The 17,529-nt window shown below is 72.7% G+C and carries 20 protein-coding genes; 11 read left to right on the forward strand and 9 right to left on the reverse strand.

Annotated features, from left to right (window positions below; genetic code table 11):
- Nucleotides 1-12: 12 nt before the first annotated feature.
- The 3 genes from LV78_RS02875 to LV78_RS02885 all read right to left on the reverse strand — a co-directional run bounded on the left by LV78_RS02875 (nt 13) and on the right by LV78_RS02885 (nt 2,389).
- On the reverse strand, nt 13-858 hold the full coding sequence (locus LV78_RS02875) for a siderophore-interacting protein (RefSeq protein WP_253843103.1): 846 nt from the start codon (nt 856-858) through the stop codon (nt 13-15).
- A 126-nt stretch (nt 859-984) separates the two neighbouring features.
- Nucleotides 985-1,842, reverse strand: a complete 858-nt coding sequence (locus LV78_RS02880) for a TIGR03619 family F420-dependent LLM class oxidoreductase (protein ID WP_253843104.1) — start codon at nt 1,840-1,842, stop codon at nt 985-987.
- Nucleotides 1,843-2,116: 274 nt separating this feature from the next.
- Nucleotides 2,117-2,389 carry a GlsB/YeaQ/YmgE family stress response membrane protein gene (locus LV78_RS02885; protein ID WP_253843106.1) on the reverse strand — a complete coding sequence of 91 codons (273 nt, stop codon included), beginning with the start codon at nt 2,387-2,389 and terminating at the stop codon, nt 2,117-2,119.
- Nucleotides 2,390-2,539: 150 nt separating this feature from the next.
- Here LV78_RS02885 and LV78_RS02890 point away from each other — a divergent pair, with 150 nt between their 5' ends.
- Both LV78_RS02890 and LV78_RS02895 read left to right on the forward strand, forming a co-directional pair.
- Nucleotides 2,540-2,905: an RNA-binding S4 domain-containing protein gene (locus LV78_RS02890; RefSeq protein WP_253843107.1), complete on the forward strand. Its 366-nt coding sequence runs from the start codon at nt 2,540-2,542 to the stop codon at nt 2,903-2,905.
- A 66-nt stretch (nt 2,906-2,971) separates the two neighbouring features.
- On the forward strand, nt 2,972-3,997 hold the full coding sequence (locus LV78_RS02895) for an LLM class flavin-dependent oxidoreductase (RefSeq protein WP_253843236.1): 1,026 nt from the start codon (nt 2,972-2,974) through the stop codon (nt 3,995-3,997).
- A gap of 184 nt (nt 3,998-4,181) precedes the next feature.
- On the opposite strand, the gene LV78_RS02900 is transcribed toward LV78_RS02895, so the two are convergent.
- Nucleotides 4,182-4,967 (reverse strand): SDR family NAD(P)-dependent oxidoreductase, encoded by a 786-nt coding sequence (locus LV78_RS02900; RefSeq protein ID WP_253843108.1) that lies wholly within the window; start codon nt 4,965-4,967, stop codon nt 4,182-4,184.
- A gap of 250 nt (nt 4,968-5,217) precedes the next feature.
- Here LV78_RS02900 and LV78_RS02905 point away from each other — a divergent pair, with 250 nt between their 5' ends.
- Complete coding sequence (locus LV78_RS02905; protein ID WP_308208663.1) at nt 5,218-5,823, forward strand: DUF6069 family protein; 606 nt, start codon at nt 5,218-5,220, stop codon at nt 5,821-5,823.
- A 141-nt stretch (nt 5,824-5,964) separates the two neighbouring features.
- On the opposite strand, the gene LV78_RS02910 is transcribed toward LV78_RS02905, so the two are convergent.
- Nucleotides 5,965-6,441, reverse strand: a complete 477-nt coding sequence (locus LV78_RS02910) for a MarR family winged helix-turn-helix transcriptional regulator (protein ID WP_253843239.1) — start codon at nt 6,439-6,441, stop codon at nt 5,965-5,967.
- Nucleotides 6,442-7,138: 697 nt separating this feature from the next.
- Between LV78_RS02910 and htpG the strand changes: the two genes are divergently transcribed.
- Nucleotides 7,139-9,040: a molecular chaperone HtpG gene (htpG, locus tag LV78_RS02915; RefSeq protein WP_253843240.1), complete on the forward strand. Its 1,902-nt coding sequence runs from the start codon at nt 7,139-7,141 to the stop codon at nt 9,038-9,040.
- 131 nt (nt 9,041-9,171) lie between these two features.
- Nucleotides 9,172-9,501, forward strand: coding sequence for a DUF6204 family protein (locus LV78_RS02920; RefSeq protein WP_253843109.1), 330 nt, complete (start codon nt 9,172-9,174; stop codon nt 9,499-9,501).
- A gap of 102 nt (nt 9,502-9,603) precedes the next feature.
- On the opposite strand, the gene LV78_RS02925 is transcribed toward LV78_RS02920, so the two are convergent.
- Complete coding sequence (locus LV78_RS02925) at nt 9,604-10,314, reverse strand: SDR family NAD(P)-dependent oxidoreductase (RefSeq protein WP_253843110.1); 711 nt, start codon at nt 10,312-10,314, stop codon at nt 9,604-9,606.
- Between the two features lie 144 nt (nt 10,315-10,458).
- Here LV78_RS02925 and LV78_RS02930 point away from each other — a divergent pair, with 144 nt between their 5' ends.
- On the forward strand, nt 10,459-11,313 hold the full coding sequence (locus LV78_RS02930; protein ID WP_253843111.1) for a helix-turn-helix transcriptional regulator: 855 nt from the start codon (nt 10,459-10,461) through the stop codon (nt 11,311-11,313).
- Between the two features lie 106 nt (nt 11,314-11,419).
- Here the strand turns inward: LV78_RS02930 and LV78_RS02935 are convergent, their stop codons facing one another.
- Nucleotides 11,420-12,040: a cyclase gene (locus LV78_RS02935; protein ID WP_253843245.1), complete on the reverse strand. Its 621-nt coding sequence runs from the start codon at nt 12,038-12,040 to the stop codon at nt 11,420-11,422.
- A gap of 343 nt (nt 12,041-12,383) precedes the next feature.
- Between LV78_RS02935 and LV78_RS02940 the strand changes: the two genes are divergently transcribed.
- Complete coding sequence (locus tag LV78_RS02940) at nt 12,384-12,800, forward strand: RbsD/FucU family protein (protein WP_253843113.1); 417 nt, start codon at nt 12,384-12,386, stop codon at nt 12,798-12,800.
- A 289-nt stretch (nt 12,801-13,089) separates the two neighbouring features.
- Nucleotides 13,090-13,641: a snapalysin family zinc-dependent metalloprotease gene (locus LV78_RS02945; RefSeq protein ID WP_253843114.1), complete on the forward strand. Its 552-nt coding sequence runs from the start codon at nt 13,090-13,092 to the stop codon at nt 13,639-13,641.
- A 71-nt stretch (nt 13,642-13,712) separates the two neighbouring features.
- On the opposite strand, the gene LV78_RS02950 is transcribed toward LV78_RS02945, so the two are convergent.
- Nucleotides 13,713-14,285, reverse strand: a complete 573-nt coding sequence (locus LV78_RS02950) for a TetR/AcrR family transcriptional regulator (protein WP_253843115.1) — start codon at nt 14,283-14,285, stop codon at nt 13,713-13,715.
- 261 nt (nt 14,286-14,546) lie between these two features.
- Here LV78_RS02950 and LV78_RS02955 point away from each other — a divergent pair, with 261 nt between their 5' ends.
- Entirely contained in the window at nt 14,547-15,770 is a 1,224-nt protein-coding gene (locus LV78_RS02955) for an MFS transporter (RefSeq protein WP_253843116.1), read from the forward strand.
- Between the two features lie 11 nt (nt 15,771-15,781).
- Here LV78_RS02955 and LV78_RS02960 read toward each other — a convergent pair whose 3' ends face one another.
- A complete protein-coding gene (locus tag LV78_RS02960) occupies nt 15,782-16,240 on the reverse strand; it encodes an Lrp/AsnC family transcriptional regulator (protein WP_015801212.1) in 459 nt (152 codons plus the stop codon).
- A gap of 152 nt (nt 16,241-16,392) precedes the next feature.
- Between LV78_RS02960 and LV78_RS02965 the strand changes: the two genes are divergently transcribed.
- Together LV78_RS02965 and LV78_RS02970 are read left to right on the forward strand one after the other, a co-directional pair.
- Entirely contained in the window at nt 16,393-17,052 is a 660-nt protein-coding gene (locus LV78_RS02965) for an AzlC family ABC transporter permease (RefSeq protein ID WP_253843242.1), read from the forward strand.
- Nucleotides 17,045-17,371 carry a branched-chain amino acid transporter permease gene (locus LV78_RS02970; RefSeq protein WP_253843118.1) on the forward strand — a complete coding sequence of 109 codons (327 nt, stop codon included), beginning with the start codon at nt 17,045-17,047 and terminating at the stop codon, nt 17,369-17,371. Before LV78_RS02965 ends, LV78_RS02970 begins: the two co-directional genes overlap by 8 nt.
- Nucleotides 17,372-17,529 lie beyond the last annotated feature (158 nt).

Genomic DNA, 17,529 nt, shown 5'->3' on the forward strand with positions numbered 1-17,529 from the left:
GGGACCTCTGGCTCAGTCCTCCTCGACCGGCTCGTGCGCGGTCTCCTCCGGGCGGCCCTCGCGCCAGTAGCCGCAGAAGTAGACGCGCTTGCGGTCGACGCCCAGGTCCTTCACCAGGTGCCTGCGCAGGCCGCGCACCAGGCTCGACTCGCCCGCGAGCCACGCGTAGCCGGGGCCGTCGGGGACGCCCTCGGCGCGGATCGCGTCCAGCAGCGGGACGTCGGCGCCGCGCACCAGCCAGGTCGTGTCGACCTCGCCCTCGGTGCGCCACTCCTGGCGGTCGCTCGCGCTCGGGACCTCCAGGACCACCCGCGCGCGCACGCCCTTCGGCAGGGACTCCACGATGCCGCCGATCGCGGGCAGCGCGGTCTCGTCGCCGACGATCAGCTGCCAGGTGGAGTCGGCGGGCGGGGCGTAGTCGGCGCCCATGCGCGCCGGGTTCTCCGGGACGTGGTGGGCGTTCGGGGCGAGGATGACCGTCCGGTCGCCGACCGAGGCCTTGCCCGCCCAGGTGGACGCGGGGCCGGTGTCGCCGTGGCGGACGAAGTCGATGTCGACCTGGCCCTGGCGCACCGCGCGCAGCGTGTAGGTGCGCATCGCCGGGCGCTCGCGGTCGGGCAGCTCGCGGAAGCGGGTGTACCAGTCGGCCCCGGTGGGCACGGTCAGGCCGACCTGGCCGGACTTCGGGAAGAACAGCTTGATCCGCTGGTCGGGGCCCCAGGTGCGCACGTCGCGCAGCGCGGGGCCGCCGAAGGTCACCCGCACCATGCTGGGGCCGAGTGCCTTCGTGGCCAGCACCTCGGCGTCGAAGTGCTGGAACGGTTCCGTCGTCGGGCTCACCACGACCTCTGCTGCCATGAGCCTTAGGCTAGCCTCACCTATTACCGAATGGAGTAACCGGGGGCGGCGAATGCCACCGGAGGTGGGTCCCGGTGGCCGCGTCCGGGTGCGGATCACCCGAACGCGGCAGCGGGAACCCGCAGGTCAGGCGGTCTTCGCCAGCAGGTCCGCGAACCGGTCCAGCGCCTCGGACGGCTCGTCCACCACGTACGACAGGTCGACGAACAGGTCGTCGAACCCGGCCTGCGCCGAGGCCAGCGCGGTGTCCGCGATGGCGCCGATCGGGGTGTCGCGGGCGGCGTTCAGGCGGAGCACGGCGGGGGTTCCCGCGCCGATCTGCTCGCGGGCGCGCGCCAGCGGGGCCGGGTCCTGCGCGGTGGCCCCGACCTGCAGGACCGGCAACCACCCCGCGCCGCGCCGGGCGATGCGCTGGAACGCGACCTTCGAGAAGCCGCCCAGGTGCACCGGGGGCTTGCGCGCGGGCTTGAGGTCCACGTAGCCCGCCGGGACCGAGTAGTGCTCGCCCTCGTGGGCCAGGACGTCGGCGGTCCAGGCCTGGTCGAGGAGGTCGAGGGCCTCGTCGAAGCGCGCGCCCCTGCCCTCCCACGGGACGCCGGACGCCCGGTACTCGTCGGGCGACCAGCCGATGCCGAAGCCGGGCAGCAGCCTGCCGGAGCTGAGCACGTCGATCGTGGTGAGCAGGCGCGCGAGGGCCACCGGCTGGTACCAGGGCAGGTTGAGCACGCTGCTGCCGAGGGTGGCGGTGGAGGTGTGCGTGGCGACGGCCGCGAGGAGCGCGAACGGGTCGAGCACGCGGCGGAACTCGACCGGGATGTCGTCGCCGCCCGCGTAGCCGACGACGGGGTCGGCGGGTGCGTAGAGGCGGTCTGCGACCCAGAGGCTGGCCGCGCCGAGGCGCTCGGCCTCGACCGCGAAGGGGACGATCTCGTCCACGCGCCTGCTCTGGGGGCCGAACTGGGGTAACGCGATACCGATTCGCATGTGTGGATCAACGCGGGGAGGGGGCTTGAGCTTCCGGGTGACGGGGGTGTTGTCCGGAACCGGTCACGGGGGTCACCGCGCCCGTCGTGCCCGTGCCCGTGGTCACCGTGCCTGTGGTCACCGCGCCCGTGGTCACCGCGCCCGGTCGTGGGGAGCACGACCGGGCGCGCGCGGCCGGTTCGCACCGGGCGCGCGCCCGGCCTGCCGGTCGGCGCGGCCTGGGATCCGCGTCGACCGGGACCTGGGGACCCCCTGAGGGGTCAGCGCAGGCGGATCAGCGCAGGCTCCGCCTGCCGTAGGCGCCGGCCGCGACGCCGACGCCGACCACGGACAGGGCGAGCTGGATGCAGAACTCGACCCAGTCGAAGCCCCTCGTGTCGCCGATCCCGGCGGCGTCGGCGACGAGCGTGCCGAGGAACGCGGCCAGGATGCCGACGACGATCGTCAGCCAGATGGGGATGTCCTGCTTCCCCGGCCGGATCAGCCTGCCCAGCACGCCGATGACCAGACCGACGAAGAGCGCGCCGATGACGCTGCTGAAGCCCACTTCCGCTCCTCCTGGTTTCGTGGTGGACCACTGGTACCCGTTCCGCGCCGCGCTCACGCTTCCACTCCGCCGCAGCGCCGTGACCAGCCCGTTCGGCGGCGTGCGGCGGGTGGTTCCCGCTTCCGGCGCGGTTGCCGGGATGATGGGGGGATGGAGTCCACCCGCGTGGACCGCTGGCTGTGGGCGGTCCGGTTGACCAAGACCCGCCCGGACGCGGCGGACGCCTGCCGGGGCGGGCACGTGCGCGTCAACGACCGGCCCGCCAAGCCCGCCACCGTGGTCGTGCCCGGTGACCAGGTGCGCGCTCGGGTGAACGGGGTCAACCGGGTGGTCGAGGTGGTGCGGGTGATCCAGAAGCGGGTCGGGGCCGAGGCGGCGTCCACGTGCTTCATCGACCGCACGCCCAAGCCGCCGCCGGAGGCCGCCGTCCAGATCGCGCACCGCGACCGGGGGGCCGGTCGTCCCACGAAGCGGGAACGGCGGGAGATCGACCGGTTCCGCGGTGGCAGGCTGTGATCGGGACGCGGTGAGCGCGGCCCCACGGGTCCGCTGGGGACCGTGCGATCCACCGCGGAGGACACCGTGCCGCTCCCGTCCGAGCCGCTGCGCAAGCTCGGCTTCCTGACCATCGGGCTGTTCGACCCGGAGGACCCGGCCAAGGGGCACGAGTCGACCCTCCAGGTGCTGGAGCTGGGCGAGCGGCTCGGCTTCGACAGCGCGTGGGTGCGGCACCGGCACCTCCAGCACGGCATCTCCTCCCCCGTCGCGGTGCTGGCCGCCGCCACCCAGCGCACCAGGCGGATCGCGCTGGGCACCGCCGTGACCCCGCTCGGCTGGGAGAACCCGCTGCGGCTGGCCGAGGACCTGGCGACCGTGGACGTGCTGTCCGGCGGGCGGCTCAACCCCGGCGTCAGCGCGGGCAGGCCGATGGGGTTCGACCGGGTGAAGGACGCGCTGTACCCGGAGACGGCGGAGGTGGAGGAGCTCGGGCACGAGCGGGCCCGGCGGCTGGTCGGGTTCCTGCGCGGGGAGCCTGCGAGCGACTTCGAGGGCACCGAGGGCGTCGAGGTGTTCTCCCGGCGCGTGCAGCCGCACTCCCCCGGCCTGGCCGGGCGGGTCTGGTACGGGGCCGGGAGCCTCGGGTCGGCGCGGTGGGCCGGGGAGAACGGGGTGAACCTGCTGACCAGCAGCGTGGTGAAGGCCGAGGAGTCGGAGGACTTCGCGCAGGTGCAGGCCTCGCACATCCGGGCGTTCCGGGCCGCTCACCCGGACGGGGCGGCGGCGCGGGTGTCGCAGGGGCTGGTGGTGGTGCCGACGGACAGCGCGGACGCCCGGCAGCGGGAGCGGTACGAGCGGTACGCGGAGGCGCGGCTGCCGCGCACGCGCACCCCGCAGGGGCCCGCGCGGGTGCTGTTCGCGCCGGACCTGGTGGGGACGTCGGAGCAGATCGCGGAGCGGCTGCACGCGCACGCGGGGTTCCGGGAGGTGGAGGAGGTGGCGTTCGCGCTGCCGTTCACCTTCGACCAGGAGGACTACGAGCAGATCCTGACCGACATCGCCGGGAAGCTCGGGCCCGCGCTGGGGTGGTCGCCCGCTGCGGTGGGGTGAGCGGCCCGCGAGCGAGTGGGGCGAGGCGGGTCCGCGAGCGGGTGAGGCGAGGCATGACCGGGTGAGTGCGGCGGGCGCGGGGCGAGCGGAACGCGGCGGCGCCGGCCCGCGCGCGGGTGCACGGCCCGCGCGGCGACCCCGGCCGCAGGTTCGCGGCGGGCGCGATCGGCCGACCCGCCGCCCGTCAGCGCAGGTGCGACGCCCCGTTGAGGTCCAGCACCGCGCCCGACGCCCACGCCGCCTCCGGCGAGGCGAGGTAGAGCACCGCCGCCGCGACCTCCTCCGCCGTGCCCACGCGGCCGAAGCGGCTCTGGGCGCGCAGGGCGCCGCCCGCCTCGCCCGCGAGCTTGCCCTCCTGCCGCTCGGTCGCGACGAACCCCGGCGCGACCGAGGCGACCGCGATGCCGTGCGGGGCGAGGGACACCGCGATCGACTGGCCGAACGCGTGCAGCGCGGCCTTCGTCGCGCCGTACGCGGGGTGCTCCGGCTCGCCCTTGTACGCGCCGCGCGAGCCGATGTTCACCACCCGGCCCGGCACGCCGCGCGCGACCATGCGGGCGACCACCCGGTGGGTCAGGTCGACCGTGCCCAGCAGGTTGACCTCCACCGACCTGCGCCACACCCGCCGCCAGTGCTCGTAGGAGACCTCGGCGATCGGGTGCGCGCTGTCCTCGGTGGGCGCGGTGGCGGCGTTGTTGACCAGCACGTCCACCCCCTCCAGGCCGTGGTCGGCGGACTCGGCGACCAGTTCGGCGGCCTCCGGGTCGGACAGGTCGCCGCGCACCAGCACGTGGCCGTCGCCCGGCAGCTCGGCCAGGGTGCGCTCGGCGTCGGCCCGGTTGTGCGCGTAGTGCACCGCGACCCGGTCGCCGCGCCGGGCGAACGCGAGCGCGGTGGCGCGGCCGATGCCCCTGGACGCCCCGGTGACCAGGACGCCCCTCGGCGCGTCGGGGGACGTCGGACCGGTCATCGCTGGCTCCTGCGGGTAGGTCGTGCCGGGGTCTCCCGACCGGGAGCCTTTGCGAGCGGTGCTCAGCTTCGTCGGTGGTGATCGGCGCGTCAACGGGCCGACGGTAACCAGGGGTCGCCCGGCGCGCCCGGTGGACCGCCGACCACCCCCGGACGTGCGGCGTTCCCCCGGTTGGCGCGGTTGGGGAGCGCGCCGGTGGGAAACCCCTCCCGGCGACGAGGACCGCGTGCGCACCCGGAGGAGGCAGGTCATGGCGGAGGACCGCAGGAGGACCCGGTTCGAGCCCGTCGCGGAGGTCGAACCTCGGCGCGGGGAGGCGTTCCCCCGGCCCCGCCCCGGCGAGGCGGAGGAGACCGCCGTGCTGCCGCAGCCCGTGGAGCGCGAGGTCCGCGAGCCCGCGAGGCCCAAGCCTGAGCGGCTGTTCGACGCGGGGCGGTTGTGGGCGGGCGGGGTGGCCACGGCGCTGGTCGCCGGGCTGATCTCGGTGGTGGGCATCCTGGTGGCCAGGGGGCTGCTCGGGGTGCCGGTGCTCGCGCCGCAGGGCGAGGGCGCGTGGGGCAACGCGAGCACGATGACGTACTGCGTGGCCTGCGCGGTGGTGGCGCTCGGGGCGACCGGGCTGGCGCAGGTGCTGCTGGCGACCACGCCCAACGGGACCCGGTTCTTCGGCTGGATCATGGTGCTGCTGACCGCGATCGCCGTGGTGCTGCCGCTGAGCGTGAACTTCGACCCGGAGTCGAAGGTGTTCACGGCGGTGCTGAACCTGATCATCGGGCTGGTGATCACGGCGCTGGTGCGCGGGGTGGTGACCAGCGCGCAGCGCGCCGTCGTCACCGGCAGGCGCGACTGGCGGTAGCGGTAGCAGCAGCGGTAGCGCGCGGGCGGTGGTGGCGCGCGGCTCGCGGTGGCGCGCGAGCGGAGCACGACGGCGAACGGCGCCGCGACCTCCCCTGGCAGGGGATCGCGGCGCCGTTCGCGCGTCCGGGGCCGGGCGGTCCTAGCCCGTCCCGCCCTCCTCCCGCGCGGCGCCCGTCTCCCGCGCGGCGTCCGTCTCCAGCACCGCGACCAGCCTGCGCACCTCGCCGTCGCGCACGTCCGGGACCGCGTCGAGCAGCCTGGCGTCCAGGCTGTTCAGCACCCGGTCGGCCGCCGTGAGCATCTCGCCGCCCGCGCCCGTGACGTCCAGCAGCGACCTGCGCCCCCGGCCGGTCCGCGAGCGCTCCACCGCGCCCAGGTCCTCCAGGCGCAGGATCGTGGCGTGCGCGCTCTGGGCCGTGATCCCCATGCGCCGGGCCAGGTCGCTGCCCGACAGCTCCGCGCCCCTGGCCAGGTGGCCCAGCGCGTCCAGGTAGCGCAGCGTCAGGCCGTAGTCGGCCAGCTCGTCCTCGATGCGGCGGCGCGCCGAGCGCCCCGCCTCGACCAGCGCCATCGCCAGGTAACCGGCGAAGGCGGATTCAACCCCCTGCGTGTCCACAGCAGACAAAGCGGTTCCGCTCCCTCCACATTCCGCTCGCCCCATCCCCCGCACGAACGCGCCACCCACCGTCCACAGCGGACTCCGAGCCCAGGACACCCCGACCTGGCGCGGATGCGGTGGCCCGCCCTCCCAGTATGGCGGGACTTCGGCGGTGGCACTCGGAAAACCGAAAAACCGAAGTCGACGGCTTTCCGCACAATTGCAGATCAAACGCGGCCGAACCGGCCCGCCGACGGGGGCGCGCGACTTTTCCCCGAACGCGCGGACCTGCCGCGACGCCCTCCCCCGGCCGACCCCCAGCCGCCGGGAAACCCCTTGCCCGCTGCGGGTTCCCCGCCCGCTCGCCGCTCAACCCCGGTGCGGGCGCGAGCGTCCGAACGCCGGAACCGGGCATCGCCGTTTCACACCGATCACACCTGGAGCGTTGTTTCCGCGCGCTCCCGGACGTTTCCCGGAACACCCCCGCGCTTTACCGCGCGATGACGCGGAGGGGTGTTTAGCACGGGCGCATACTCCCCCTCCGGACGACGTTTTCCCGAGTTCGCGGCGGGGCCGGACCGGGCGGTTCCGCTCGGGGCGGGCGGCGGCTGGATAGCATGGCGGGTCGGCAGTCCCGATCGATCGAATCGCAAGAGAGGTCACGCACGTGGAAACGCTGGAGTTCCAGACCGAGGCGCGCCAGCTCCTCAACCTGATGATCCACTCGATCTACTCGAACAAGGACACGTTCCTTCGCGAGCTGGTGTCGAACTCCTCGGACGCGCTGGACAAGCTGCGCTTGGAGGCGTTCCGCGACAAGGACCTGGACGTCGACGTGTCGGACCCGCACATCGACCTGGTCCCGGACCCGGTCGCGCGCACCCTGGTGATCAGGGACAACGGGATCGGCATGTCGCGCGACGAGGTCGTCGGGCTGATCGGCACCATCGCCAGGTCCGGCACCTCCGAGTTCCTGCGCAAGATGAAGGAGGCGCAGGACTCCTCGCAGCAGGAGCTGATCGGCCAGTTCGGCATCGGCTTCTACTCGACGTTCATGGTCGCCGACCGGGTGGTCATGGTGACCAGGCGGGCCGGGCTCGACAAGGGCGTGCGGTGGGAGTCCACCGGCGAGGGCAGCTACACGATCGAGGAGGTCGACGACGCGCCGCAGGGCACGTCGGTGACCCTGCACCTCAAGCCCGCCGACGAGGAGGACCAGCTCCCCGACTACACGTCGGCGGCGAAGCTGACCGAGATCGTCAAGAAGTACTCGGACTTCATCACCTGGCCGGTGCGGCTGGTCGAGCCCGCCCCCGCCCCTGCCGCGCCGGTCGAGGCGGAGGGTGCGGAGGACGCGGAGGGTGCGGCGGAGGGCGAGGGCGTCGAGGCGCCCGCCGCGCCGGAGCCGAAGGTGCTGAACTCGGGCAAGGCGCTGTGGGCGCGCTCGTCCAGCGAGGTGAGCAAGGAGGAGTACGCCGAGTTCTACCGGCACGTCAGCCACGACTGGAACGACCCGCTGGAGACCATCCGGCTCCAGGCCGAGGGCACGTTCGAGTACCAGGCGCTGCTGTTCCTGCCGTCGCGGGCGCCGATGGACCTGTTCATGCGCGACCACAAGCGCGGCGTGCAGCTCTACGTGAAGCGCGTCTTCATCATGGACGACTGCGAAGAGCTCATGCCCGAGTACCTGCGGTTCGTCAAGGGCGTGGTGGACGCGCAGGACCTCTCGCTGAACGTGTCGCGGGAGATCCTGCAGCAGGACCGGCAGATCCAGCTGATGCGGCGCAGGCTGGTCAAGAAGGTCCTGTCGACCATCAAGACCATGCTGAACGACCGGCCCGAGGACTACGCGGTGTTCTGGCGGGAGCTGGGCACCGCGCTCAAGGAGGGCCTGCTCAGCGACGTCGACAACCGGGACGCGATCCTCGCGGTCTGCTCGTTCGACTCGACCGAGGACGCCGAGAAGAAGACCACCCTGGCGCAGTACGTCGAGCGGATGAAGGACGGCCAGGAGCACATCTACTACATGACCGGCGACTCGCGCACGGCCGTGGAGAACTCCCCGCACCTGGAGGCGCTGCGCGCCAAGGGGTACGAGGTGCTGATCATGACCGACACCATCGACGAGATGTGGGTCGACTCGGTGCCGGGCTTCGACGGGCGGACGTTCCAGTCGGTGGCCAAGGGGCAGGTGGACCTGGAGAGCGAGGAGGAGAAGGCCGCGGCGGCCGAGCGCGTCGCGGACTTCGCCGAGCTGACCTCGTGGATGACCGGGCTGCTGGCGGAGCAGGTCAAGGAGGTGCGGCTGACCTCGCGGCTGACCACCTCGCCCGCGTGCGTGGTCGGCGACGAGCACGACCTGACGCCCACGCTGGAGAAGATGTACCGGGCGATGGGGCAGGAGCTGCCGCCGGTCAAGCGCATCCTGGAGCTGAACCCGGAGCACCCGCTGGTGGCGGGGCTGCGGACGGCGTTCGCCGAGCGGGAGGACAAGGAGCCGCTGGCGGAGACCGTGGAGCTGCTGCACGGGATGGCGCTGCTGGCCGAGGGCGGGGAGCTGGGCGACCCGGCTCGGTTCGTGCGGTTGATGGCGGAGAACCTGCGGCGCGGGCTGTGATGTTGCGGGCGCGTCGTTCCTCCGGGGCGGCGCGCCCGTAATCCCGTTGCGGGTGGTGGGCGCGGGTGAGCAGGATGGCGCGGTTTCCGGGGCGTCCGGTTCGCGGGCGCCCGCGTCGTCAGGAGGAGCGCGTGGCCGATCACACCTACCGGGTCATGGTGCGCGGGAGGTTCGCGGACCTGGACGAGACCGGGCGGGCGCGGTTGCTCGCCGTCGCCGGGGAGCACGACGTGCTGCGCGGCGGGTTCTCGGACGAGGGGGCGCTGAGCTACGACGCGAAGTTGGACTTCTTCAGCTTCCGGGTGCAGGTCAGGGCGGCCGAGGACGCCGGGGACCGGGCGGTGTCCGAGCGCGGGATGGCGCTCGCCGGGCGGGCCGTCGACGCGCTCGGGGTGGACTTCCGGGACATGAAGGCGACCGTGACGGACGTGGACCTGATCAAGGTCAAGCGGAAGCGGTAGCGGTAGCAGCGGCGGTAGCGGGGGTAGGAGCGGGAACGGGGTTGTGGGGCGCGACCCCGGTGGGCGCCGGGGTCGCGCGGGCGGGGTGGGGACCGTGCGAGGTCACCAGGGCAGCGGTGTGCCGTCCCAGGAGTGGAAGCCGCCGGTGGGGCCGTCCTGGTCGAGCAGGGCCAGGCGGACCGCGCCCGCCGCGCCCTCTGCCGGGTCGCCGCCGAGTTCGGCGGCTCGGGCGTTGAGGTCGGTCGCGCGCAGGCCTGGGGCCAGGGCGTTGACCTTGAACGGGTCGCCGAGGGACTGGGCGTAGAGCGCGGTCAGGGCGTTCAGCGCGGTCTTCGCGGAGCGGTAGGCCGCCGCCGCGCCCCGGTAGGCGCCCATGCCCGCCGGGTCGGCGGACGCGGTGAGCGAGGCGGTTCCGCTGGAGATGTTCACGATGCGCGGGGCGCTGGAGCGGCGCAGTGCGGGCAGGAACGCGTTGGTGACGGCGACCACGGCGAACACGTTGGTCTCGTAGACGCGGCGGAGGGTTTCGGGGGTGGTTTCCTCGGCGGTGGCGCCCTCGTCGGAGATGCCCGCGTTGTTGATCAGGACGTCCAGGTGGTCGGTGGTGGCTGCGGCTGCGGCGATGGACGACGGGTCGGTGACGTCCAGGAGCAGGGGGTGGGCGTTCGGGCCGATGGCGGCTGCGGCCTCGGCGCCGCGCTCGGGGTCGCGGGAGCCGATGAGGACGGTGTGGCCGAGGGCCGCGAGCTGCTGGGCGATGTGGCGGCCGATGCCCTTGTTGGCCCCGGTGACCAGGGCGGTGGGGGTGTTCACGGGGATGACGGTGCCTCGGGTGGGGGCGGGCAGCCAGGGACGAGGTGTACCAGGGAGGGTGAGGGCTGGGCTGGCGACCGGGGTTGAGCTGGCGAATGGGGCTGGGCTGGCGACTGGGGCTGGTTCGGGGGCGGGAGGTGTTCGGTGGCGCGGGTGGAGTTGGCGAGGTTCCTGCGGGAGCGGCGGGAAGGGGTGGCGCCGGAGGCGGTGGGGTTGTTCGGCGGGGGTGTGCGGCGGACGCCGGGGCTGCGCCGGGAGGAGGTGGCGCGGCTGGCGAGCGTGTCGGTGGACTACTACGTGCGGATGGAGCAGGCGCGGGGGTCGCGGCCGTCGGCCGGGGTGCTGGAGGGGGTGAGCGGGGCTCTGCGGTTGTCGGCGGCCGAGCGCAGGCACCTGTTCCGGTTGGCGGGGGTGGCCGCGCCTGCGGCGGGTGGGCCGGTGCGGGTGGTGAGGCCGCACGTGGCGGCGTTGCTGGAGCGGGTCGGTGGGGTGGCGGCGCTGGTCACGGACGCGACGTACGAGGTGGTGGCGGCCAACTCGGTGGCGTGCGCGGTGTTCGGCGGGTGGCCGGGGAACCTGGCCAGGGCTCGGTTCCTCGGGGATGGGGGTGAGGGTGGGGGCGGCGGGATGACTGAGGTCAGCGGGGGTGAGGAGTTCGGGGCGATCGTGGTGGCGCGGCTGCGGCGGGCTTCGGCGCGGTACCCCGGTGACGCGCGGCTCTCCGGGCTGCTGGGCGAGCTGCGGGCGGGGAGCGCGGAGTTCCGGGCGGTGTGGGACAGCAATCCGGTGCGGGAGGCGGGGCATCGGCGGAAGGTCGTGGCGCATCCCGAGGTCGGGGAGCTGCGGGTGGCGTGCGACGTGCTGGAGGTGCCGGAGGACGACCAGCAGGTCGTGTTCGTGACGGCCGATCCGGGGAGCGCTTCGGAGGCTGCCCTTCGGGAGTTGGCAGGACGGGGTGCGGGTGGACGGGGTGTGAGCGGGCGGGGTGCGGGTGGGTGAGACCACCGGCGGCGCGGGCGCGATGACGGTCGCGCCCGCGCTTCTCCACCGGGTGGTCGTGCGCCGGGCCCGATGAGCGTGGGCGACCGGGTCCGGCGAGCGCGGGTCAGACGATCGTGGTCGTGGTGATCACCGGGTTCGGGTCGGGGTAGCAGGCCGCCGGGACGCTCACGTCGAGCAGCACGCGCACGATCGCCGTCGCGGTCAGGCCTGGGTCGGTGTAGCCGGTGCCGTAGAGGGTGGTGCTCGCGGTGGTGCCCGGCGCGCCCGCGACCACGTTCAGGGTGATGGTCGGCAGCTCGAACGACGCGCCGCCGTTCACCGGGCCGGACGCGGTCAGGGTGGCCACGCCGCCGGAGACGGACAGGGCGGTCGTGCCGACGTTCACGCCGCCCGACAGGGAGCCCGACGCGAAGGTGGTGTTCGCCGGGATCGGGACCTTGAAGGTCAGGTTCTGGACCCGGCGCAGGGTGAAGCCGCCGACCGACGCGGGCGCGGTGGCGGCGTCCGGGTCGACCACGATCGCGAACGTGCTGCCCGAGGCGGCGGTCGCGGGCGCGGAGACGTCGGCGGGCTGGGTGAGCGTGAAGTCCTGGGTGCCGAAGGGGGTGTTGGCGCGGCAGGCGTAGGCGACGGTGGTGGGCGTGGCGCTCGCGGCGGGTGCGAGCGCCAGTGCGGGGAGGGCGGCCAGGAGGGCGGTCGCGGCACGGCGCAGGGTGGGCTTCATGGGTCTCTCTCCTCGTCCGGTCGGTGGTGTGCGGGGCCGCGCGGCCCAACCATGGTTGCTCCGGGTGGGCGTGGTGGACAAGGGGTGGGGGTTCGGGTGGAAAGCGCCTTCCCCGGCGGGTGGGAGCCCACCGTCAGCGGGGGCTGCTCCGAACGGGCCACCGGGTGGCGGCGGGTGGCGCGGTGGGCCACCCGTGCGGCCCAGCGGTGGACGCGGGCAGGGGTCGGGCGGGGGTGGGCGGACTTCGGGCGGGTGGACTCGGATTCCTCCTTGCGCCAAGGTGGAAAACGTAGTGTTAGCGTTCACATTGGTCCGTTCGCACCACCTCCGGGAGGCCGCCCAGATGCTCCGCTACCCGCTGCTGCACCCGCCCCTGCTCGCCGTGCTCGCCGCGTCCGGCCACGGCAGCAAGGTGCTGATCGCCGACTCGAACTACGCCCACCGCACCAACGTCCACCCCGCCGCCGAGGTCGTGCACCTGAACCTGACGCCGGGGCTGCTGACCGTGGACCAGGTGCTCGCCCCGGTGCTCTCGGCGATCCCGGTCGAGGCGGCGCACACCATGCGGCCCGACGAGGGCGGCACGCCGGAGGTGTGGGCGGACTACGAGCGGCTGCTCGGGCCGGACCTGCCGCTCCAGCCGTTGGGGAGGCGGGACTTCTACGAGACCTGCAAGTCGTCCGACCTCGCGGTGTGCGTGGCGACCGGGGACACCCGGCTGTACGCGAACGTGCTGCTGACGATCGGGTTCGTGGCGTAGCGGCAAGGGGCGCGGGGACCGGGTCCGTGCCGTAGCGGCAGGGATCGTGGGGACCAGGTCCGTGCCGTAGCGGCAAGGGGCGTGGCGGCCGGGTCCGTGGCGTAGCGGTAGCGGCGAGGGGCGGGGGCCTTTGCGCGTCCTTGGGCTGGTGTTGGCGGGGCGTTGACCGGCCGTCCGGGTTACCTACTTGTGGGGGCTGGCGGGTCGGCGGCGAGGCTGGTTGCTTGGAACGCGGGGCCCCACCCTGCACCGGGGTCCCGCGTTTTCCCTGTGACACGAGGAGACGACCATGCTCGTGCGAAAGGTCGCGCGTGCCGTTGTTGCCGCGCTCGGTCTGCTGCTGCCGCTCGCGGTGGTGGCGCCGGTGGCGTCGGCGGAACCGGTGGCGCTGGCGCGCACCCTGTACTACGACACCAGCCAGGCCCAGGAGTTCGCCGCCGACTGGGACGTGGCCGCCGCGAACTGGAACAAGTCGGTGAGCAACGTCAAGCTGGCGAAGCGCACGTCGACGTCCGGCGTGAACATCCGGATCTACGCGGACAACGGCTGGCCGCGCGCCTACCCCGGCACGCTGGGGAACGGGACGGTCTACATGGGGCGCGAGGCGGTGAACCAGGGCTACTACCGGCCCAGGATCGCGACCCACGAGATCGGGCACCTGCTCGGGCTGCCCGACCGGCGGACCGGGTTGTGCTCGGACCTGATGTCGGGGTCGAGCGCGCCGGTGGCCTGCAAGAACGACCTGCCCAGCGCGGCCGAGAAGGCCGAGGTGGACCGGAGGTTCAGCGGGTCCGCGGTGACGGGCGCGAAGGCGGTCGCCGAGGCGAGTTACGTGTACTGAGCCCGCTGCGGGAAACGCAGCGGGGTGACGAGGAGCGGGTTCGGCGTGCGCGCCGGGCCCGCTCCTCCCGTTCAGGACCAGGCTTTGAGCAGGAGCTCGGCGTGCGCGTCGAGCAGTTCGGGGGAGAACTCGTCGTCCACTTCGAGGACGCGGGTGAGGATCGGGCCGACGAGCTGGGCGGCGGCGAGCGCGGGGGTCGGCATCGCGGGGGCGGTGGGGCGGACCCGGCGCAGGACCTCGCCGGTCGCGGTGCTGACGACGTCGGCCTCGCGGACGAGGTCGCGGACGGCCGGGTCGTGCTGGGCCTCGCCGAGCAGGGCGCGGTAGGCGAGCCCGGCGGGTGAGGTGGTGAGGAAGCGGCCGAGGGCGTCCAGGTAGGAGACGAGTTCGGCGCGGGCGGTGGGGAGGGGGGTGGCGACCAGCTCCTCGCGGACGTCCTCCAGGCAGGCCTCGACCAGGATCTCGGCCTTGGTGGCCCACCAGCGGTAGACGGTCTGCCTGCCGACCCCGGCGCGTTCGGCGATGCCCTTCATGGTCATGGCCGCGTACCCGACCTCGACCAGCAGGTCGTCGGCGGCTTCGAGCACCGCCCTGCGCGCGACGTCGCTGCGAGGCCTGCCGGGGCCGGCTGAGTCTTGTGCCACGGGTGGAGTTTAGCGAGACATGGTGTCTCGGAACTGTGGTAGCGTCCGCTGCGCCCAAATACGAGACAGGGTGACTCGATTTTGAGGGCGCTGGAGGGATCAACCATGTGCTCCGCCTGCGGCACGCCCGGACACGTCGTCGAGGGTGGGGACCCGGCTGAGGTCCCCGGCGGACCCCTGGGCGGGACGGTGGGTGGGGCAGGTGGGGCAGTAGGTGGGGCAGTAGGTGGGGCAGTAGGTGGGGCAGTAGAAGGAAAAGCGGTGCGCGTGGCGCGGTTCGCGGCGTTGCGGAACCGGGATTGTCGGCCTTACCTGTTCGGCACGGGGTTGGCGATGATGGCCGACAACATCGAGCACGTCATCACCTATTGGGTGTTGTGGGAGCGCTTCCACTCCCCCGCGCTCACCGGGTTCCAGGTGATCAGCCACTGGGTGCCGTTCCTGCTGCTGTCGGTGTGGTTCGGCGGGCTCGCGGATCGGTACGACTGCCGGAGGCTCATCCAGGCCGCGCAGGGGTTGTTCATGTTCGTGTCCGCCGCCTGGGGGGTGCTGTTCCTGACGGGGGCGTTGCAGGTGTGGCACGCGTGCGTGCTGCTGGTGCTGCACGGGTGCGCGGGGGCGATGTGGGGGCCCGGTGAGCAGATGCTGCTGCACGACTTCGTGTCGCGGGAGGAGCTGCCCAGCGCGGTTCGGCTGAACGCCACGTTCCGGAGCCTCGGGGTGCTGTTCGGGCCGGTGGTCGGGTCGGCGCTGCTGCTGGGGCTCGGGCCAACGTGGGGGATCTTCGCGAACATCGCCTTCTACCTGCCGCTGACGCTGTTCCTGTTCCGGACGCGGTTCACCGGGCACCTGCGGGAGGGCGGGCGGAAGGCCCGCGTGGGGATCAAGGACGCGGTTCGGGTGCTGCGGGACGTGCGTGGCGACCGGACGTTGGTGAGCATGATCGCGTTGGCGGGGTTGGGGTCGTTCCTGGTGGGGGCCTCGATGCAGTCGGCGATGCCGGTGTTCGCGCACGATCTGGGGGCCGGGTCGGCGGGGGTGGCGTACGGGGTGCTGCTGTTCGCCAACGGGGCAGGCGGGGTGATCGGCGGGCTGGTGCTGGAGGCCACCGGGTGGGTGCGGCCGAAGGTCGGGGCGGCGATCGTGGCGACCGGGGTGTACGGGGTGACCACGGTGGTGTTCGCGCTGTCCGGGAACTACGGGGTGGCGGTGGTCGCGCTGGTGGTGGGCGGGGTGGCGAACCTGGCGTCGATGTCGATCACGCAGACGGTGGTGCAGCTGCTCGCGCCCGCTGCGGACCGGGGGCGGGTGATCGGGTTGTACAACGTGTCGGCGGGCGGGTTGAAGGCTGGTAGCGGGTTCACGGTGGGGTTGTTGGGGGCCGTGGTGGGGCTGCACTGGTCGTTGGCGGTCAGCGCGGGGGTGCTGGTGGTGGGCGCTGGGGCGGTTGCGGCGCACGCGTTCCGGGGGCGGGTGGCGGGTTAGGGCCTGGTCGGTCAGGTCGTCTTTTTGAGGGTCTTCATGTTCTGGTGGGAGATGATCCGGTTGACGGCTTTGAGGGTGCTGAGCTTGTTCATGATGAAGCCCTCGTAGGCGGCGCTGTCCTTGACGTTGACGCGGAGGTAGTAGTCGGGGAGGCCGAAGAGCCTGAGGACCTCGGTGACCTCGTCGTAGGAGGTGATCGCGGCCTCGAAGTCGACGACGGTCTGGCGGTCGTTGAACGTGATCTCGACGGCGACGACTACCTCGAACGGGCGTCCTGCGGCGGTGGGATCCAGGACGGCTCGGTAACCGGCGATGACGCCGTCGCGCTCCAGGCGCTGGACCCGGCGCAGGCAGGGGGCCGGGGTGAGGCCTACGCGGCGGGCCAGCTCGGTGTTGCTGAGCCTGCCGTCCTCGGAGAGTTGCAACAGGATTGCTCGATCTGTGTCGTCCAGTTTGGGTTTGTTGCTCATTTGGCGATTATAGGGCGACGTGGAGCAATCCAAGCGGGGGTTCGGGGACATAAAGTTGTGGCATGTCAGTTTCTTCCCCTGCCGCTGTTGAGGGCCATGAGGATCACGTGGGCCTCGTGGAGAGCGGTGGTGTGTCGCGCGGGCTTCGGGACATGCTCCCGGCGGCGCTCGGCGCGGTGCCGCTTGGGCTTGCGTTCGGTGTTCTTGTCACCCACACGGGGCTCGCCTGGTGGTGGGGGACGGTGTTCGCCTCGGTGGTGTTCGCCGGGTCGTTCGAGTTCCTGCTGCTGGGGCTGGTGATGGCGGTGGCGCCGTTGTCGCAGATCGCGGTGACGGCGTTCCTGGTGAACTTCCGGCACGTGTTCTACGCGCTGTCGTTTCCGCTGCACCGGGTTCGGGGGGCGGGGGCGAAGGTGTACAGCACGTTCGCGTTGACGGACGAGGCTTGGGCGTTGACCGCGTCACCTGGGGCTCGGGGGTGGAGCCGGGGGCGGATCCTGGCGATCCAGGGCGGGTTCCACGTGGTGTGGGTCGCGAGCGTGACGGCGGGTGGGCTGGTCGGGAACCTGGTGCCGGAGGGTGTGCACGGGCTGGGGTTCGCGTTGACCGCGTTGTTCTTGGTGCTGGGGATCGACGCCTACCGGGTGCGGCGGAGGTTGCCCGCGCCGATCGCGGCGGTGGTGTGCGCGGTGGTGGCGGGGGCGTTGTTCGGCGAGGGGATGTTGGTGGGGGCGATGGGGTTGTTCACGGGGTATTTGGTGGTGACGTTCCTGGTGGAGCGGCGGAGGGGGCTGAGGGGGCGTCGTGCCTGAGGCTTCGTACTTGGTTGCGGCGGTGTTGGTGAGCGCGGGGGTGACGTGGGGGTTGCGGGCGTTGCCGTTCACGTTCCTGGGGCGGTTGCGGTCGAGTGAGTTGTTGGCTCATGCGGGGGATGGGTTGCCGGTTGGGGTGATGTTGATTTTGGTGCTGCACACGGTGCGGGAGACGGAGTTGGGGGATGTTCGGCAGGCGTTGCCGGTGGTGGTGGGGTTGGCGGTGACGGGTGGGTTGCATTTGTGGCGGGGGAATGCGTTGTTGAGCATTTTCAGCGGGACTGCGGTGCATGTGGCGTTGGCCAGCGCTTTGCGGTGAGGGGGTTCGGGGGTTGAGGGTGAAGATCAAGATCAAGAGCTGAAGGGCAAGAGCTGAAGGGCTCGCCTCGCCGGCGGGGCAGGCCTCCAAAAAAGAGGGAGACAGGCTCTGCCGGCCGGTGGCTGTTGGTCTTGTGGTGCGGTTTACCCCTGCGGTGG

It is taken from the genome of Actinosynnema pretiosum (genome assembly GCF_024171695.1).
Taxonomy (GTDB): domain Bacteria; phylum Actinomycetota; class Actinomycetes; order Mycobacteriales; family Pseudonocardiaceae; genus Actinosynnema; species Actinosynnema pretiosum.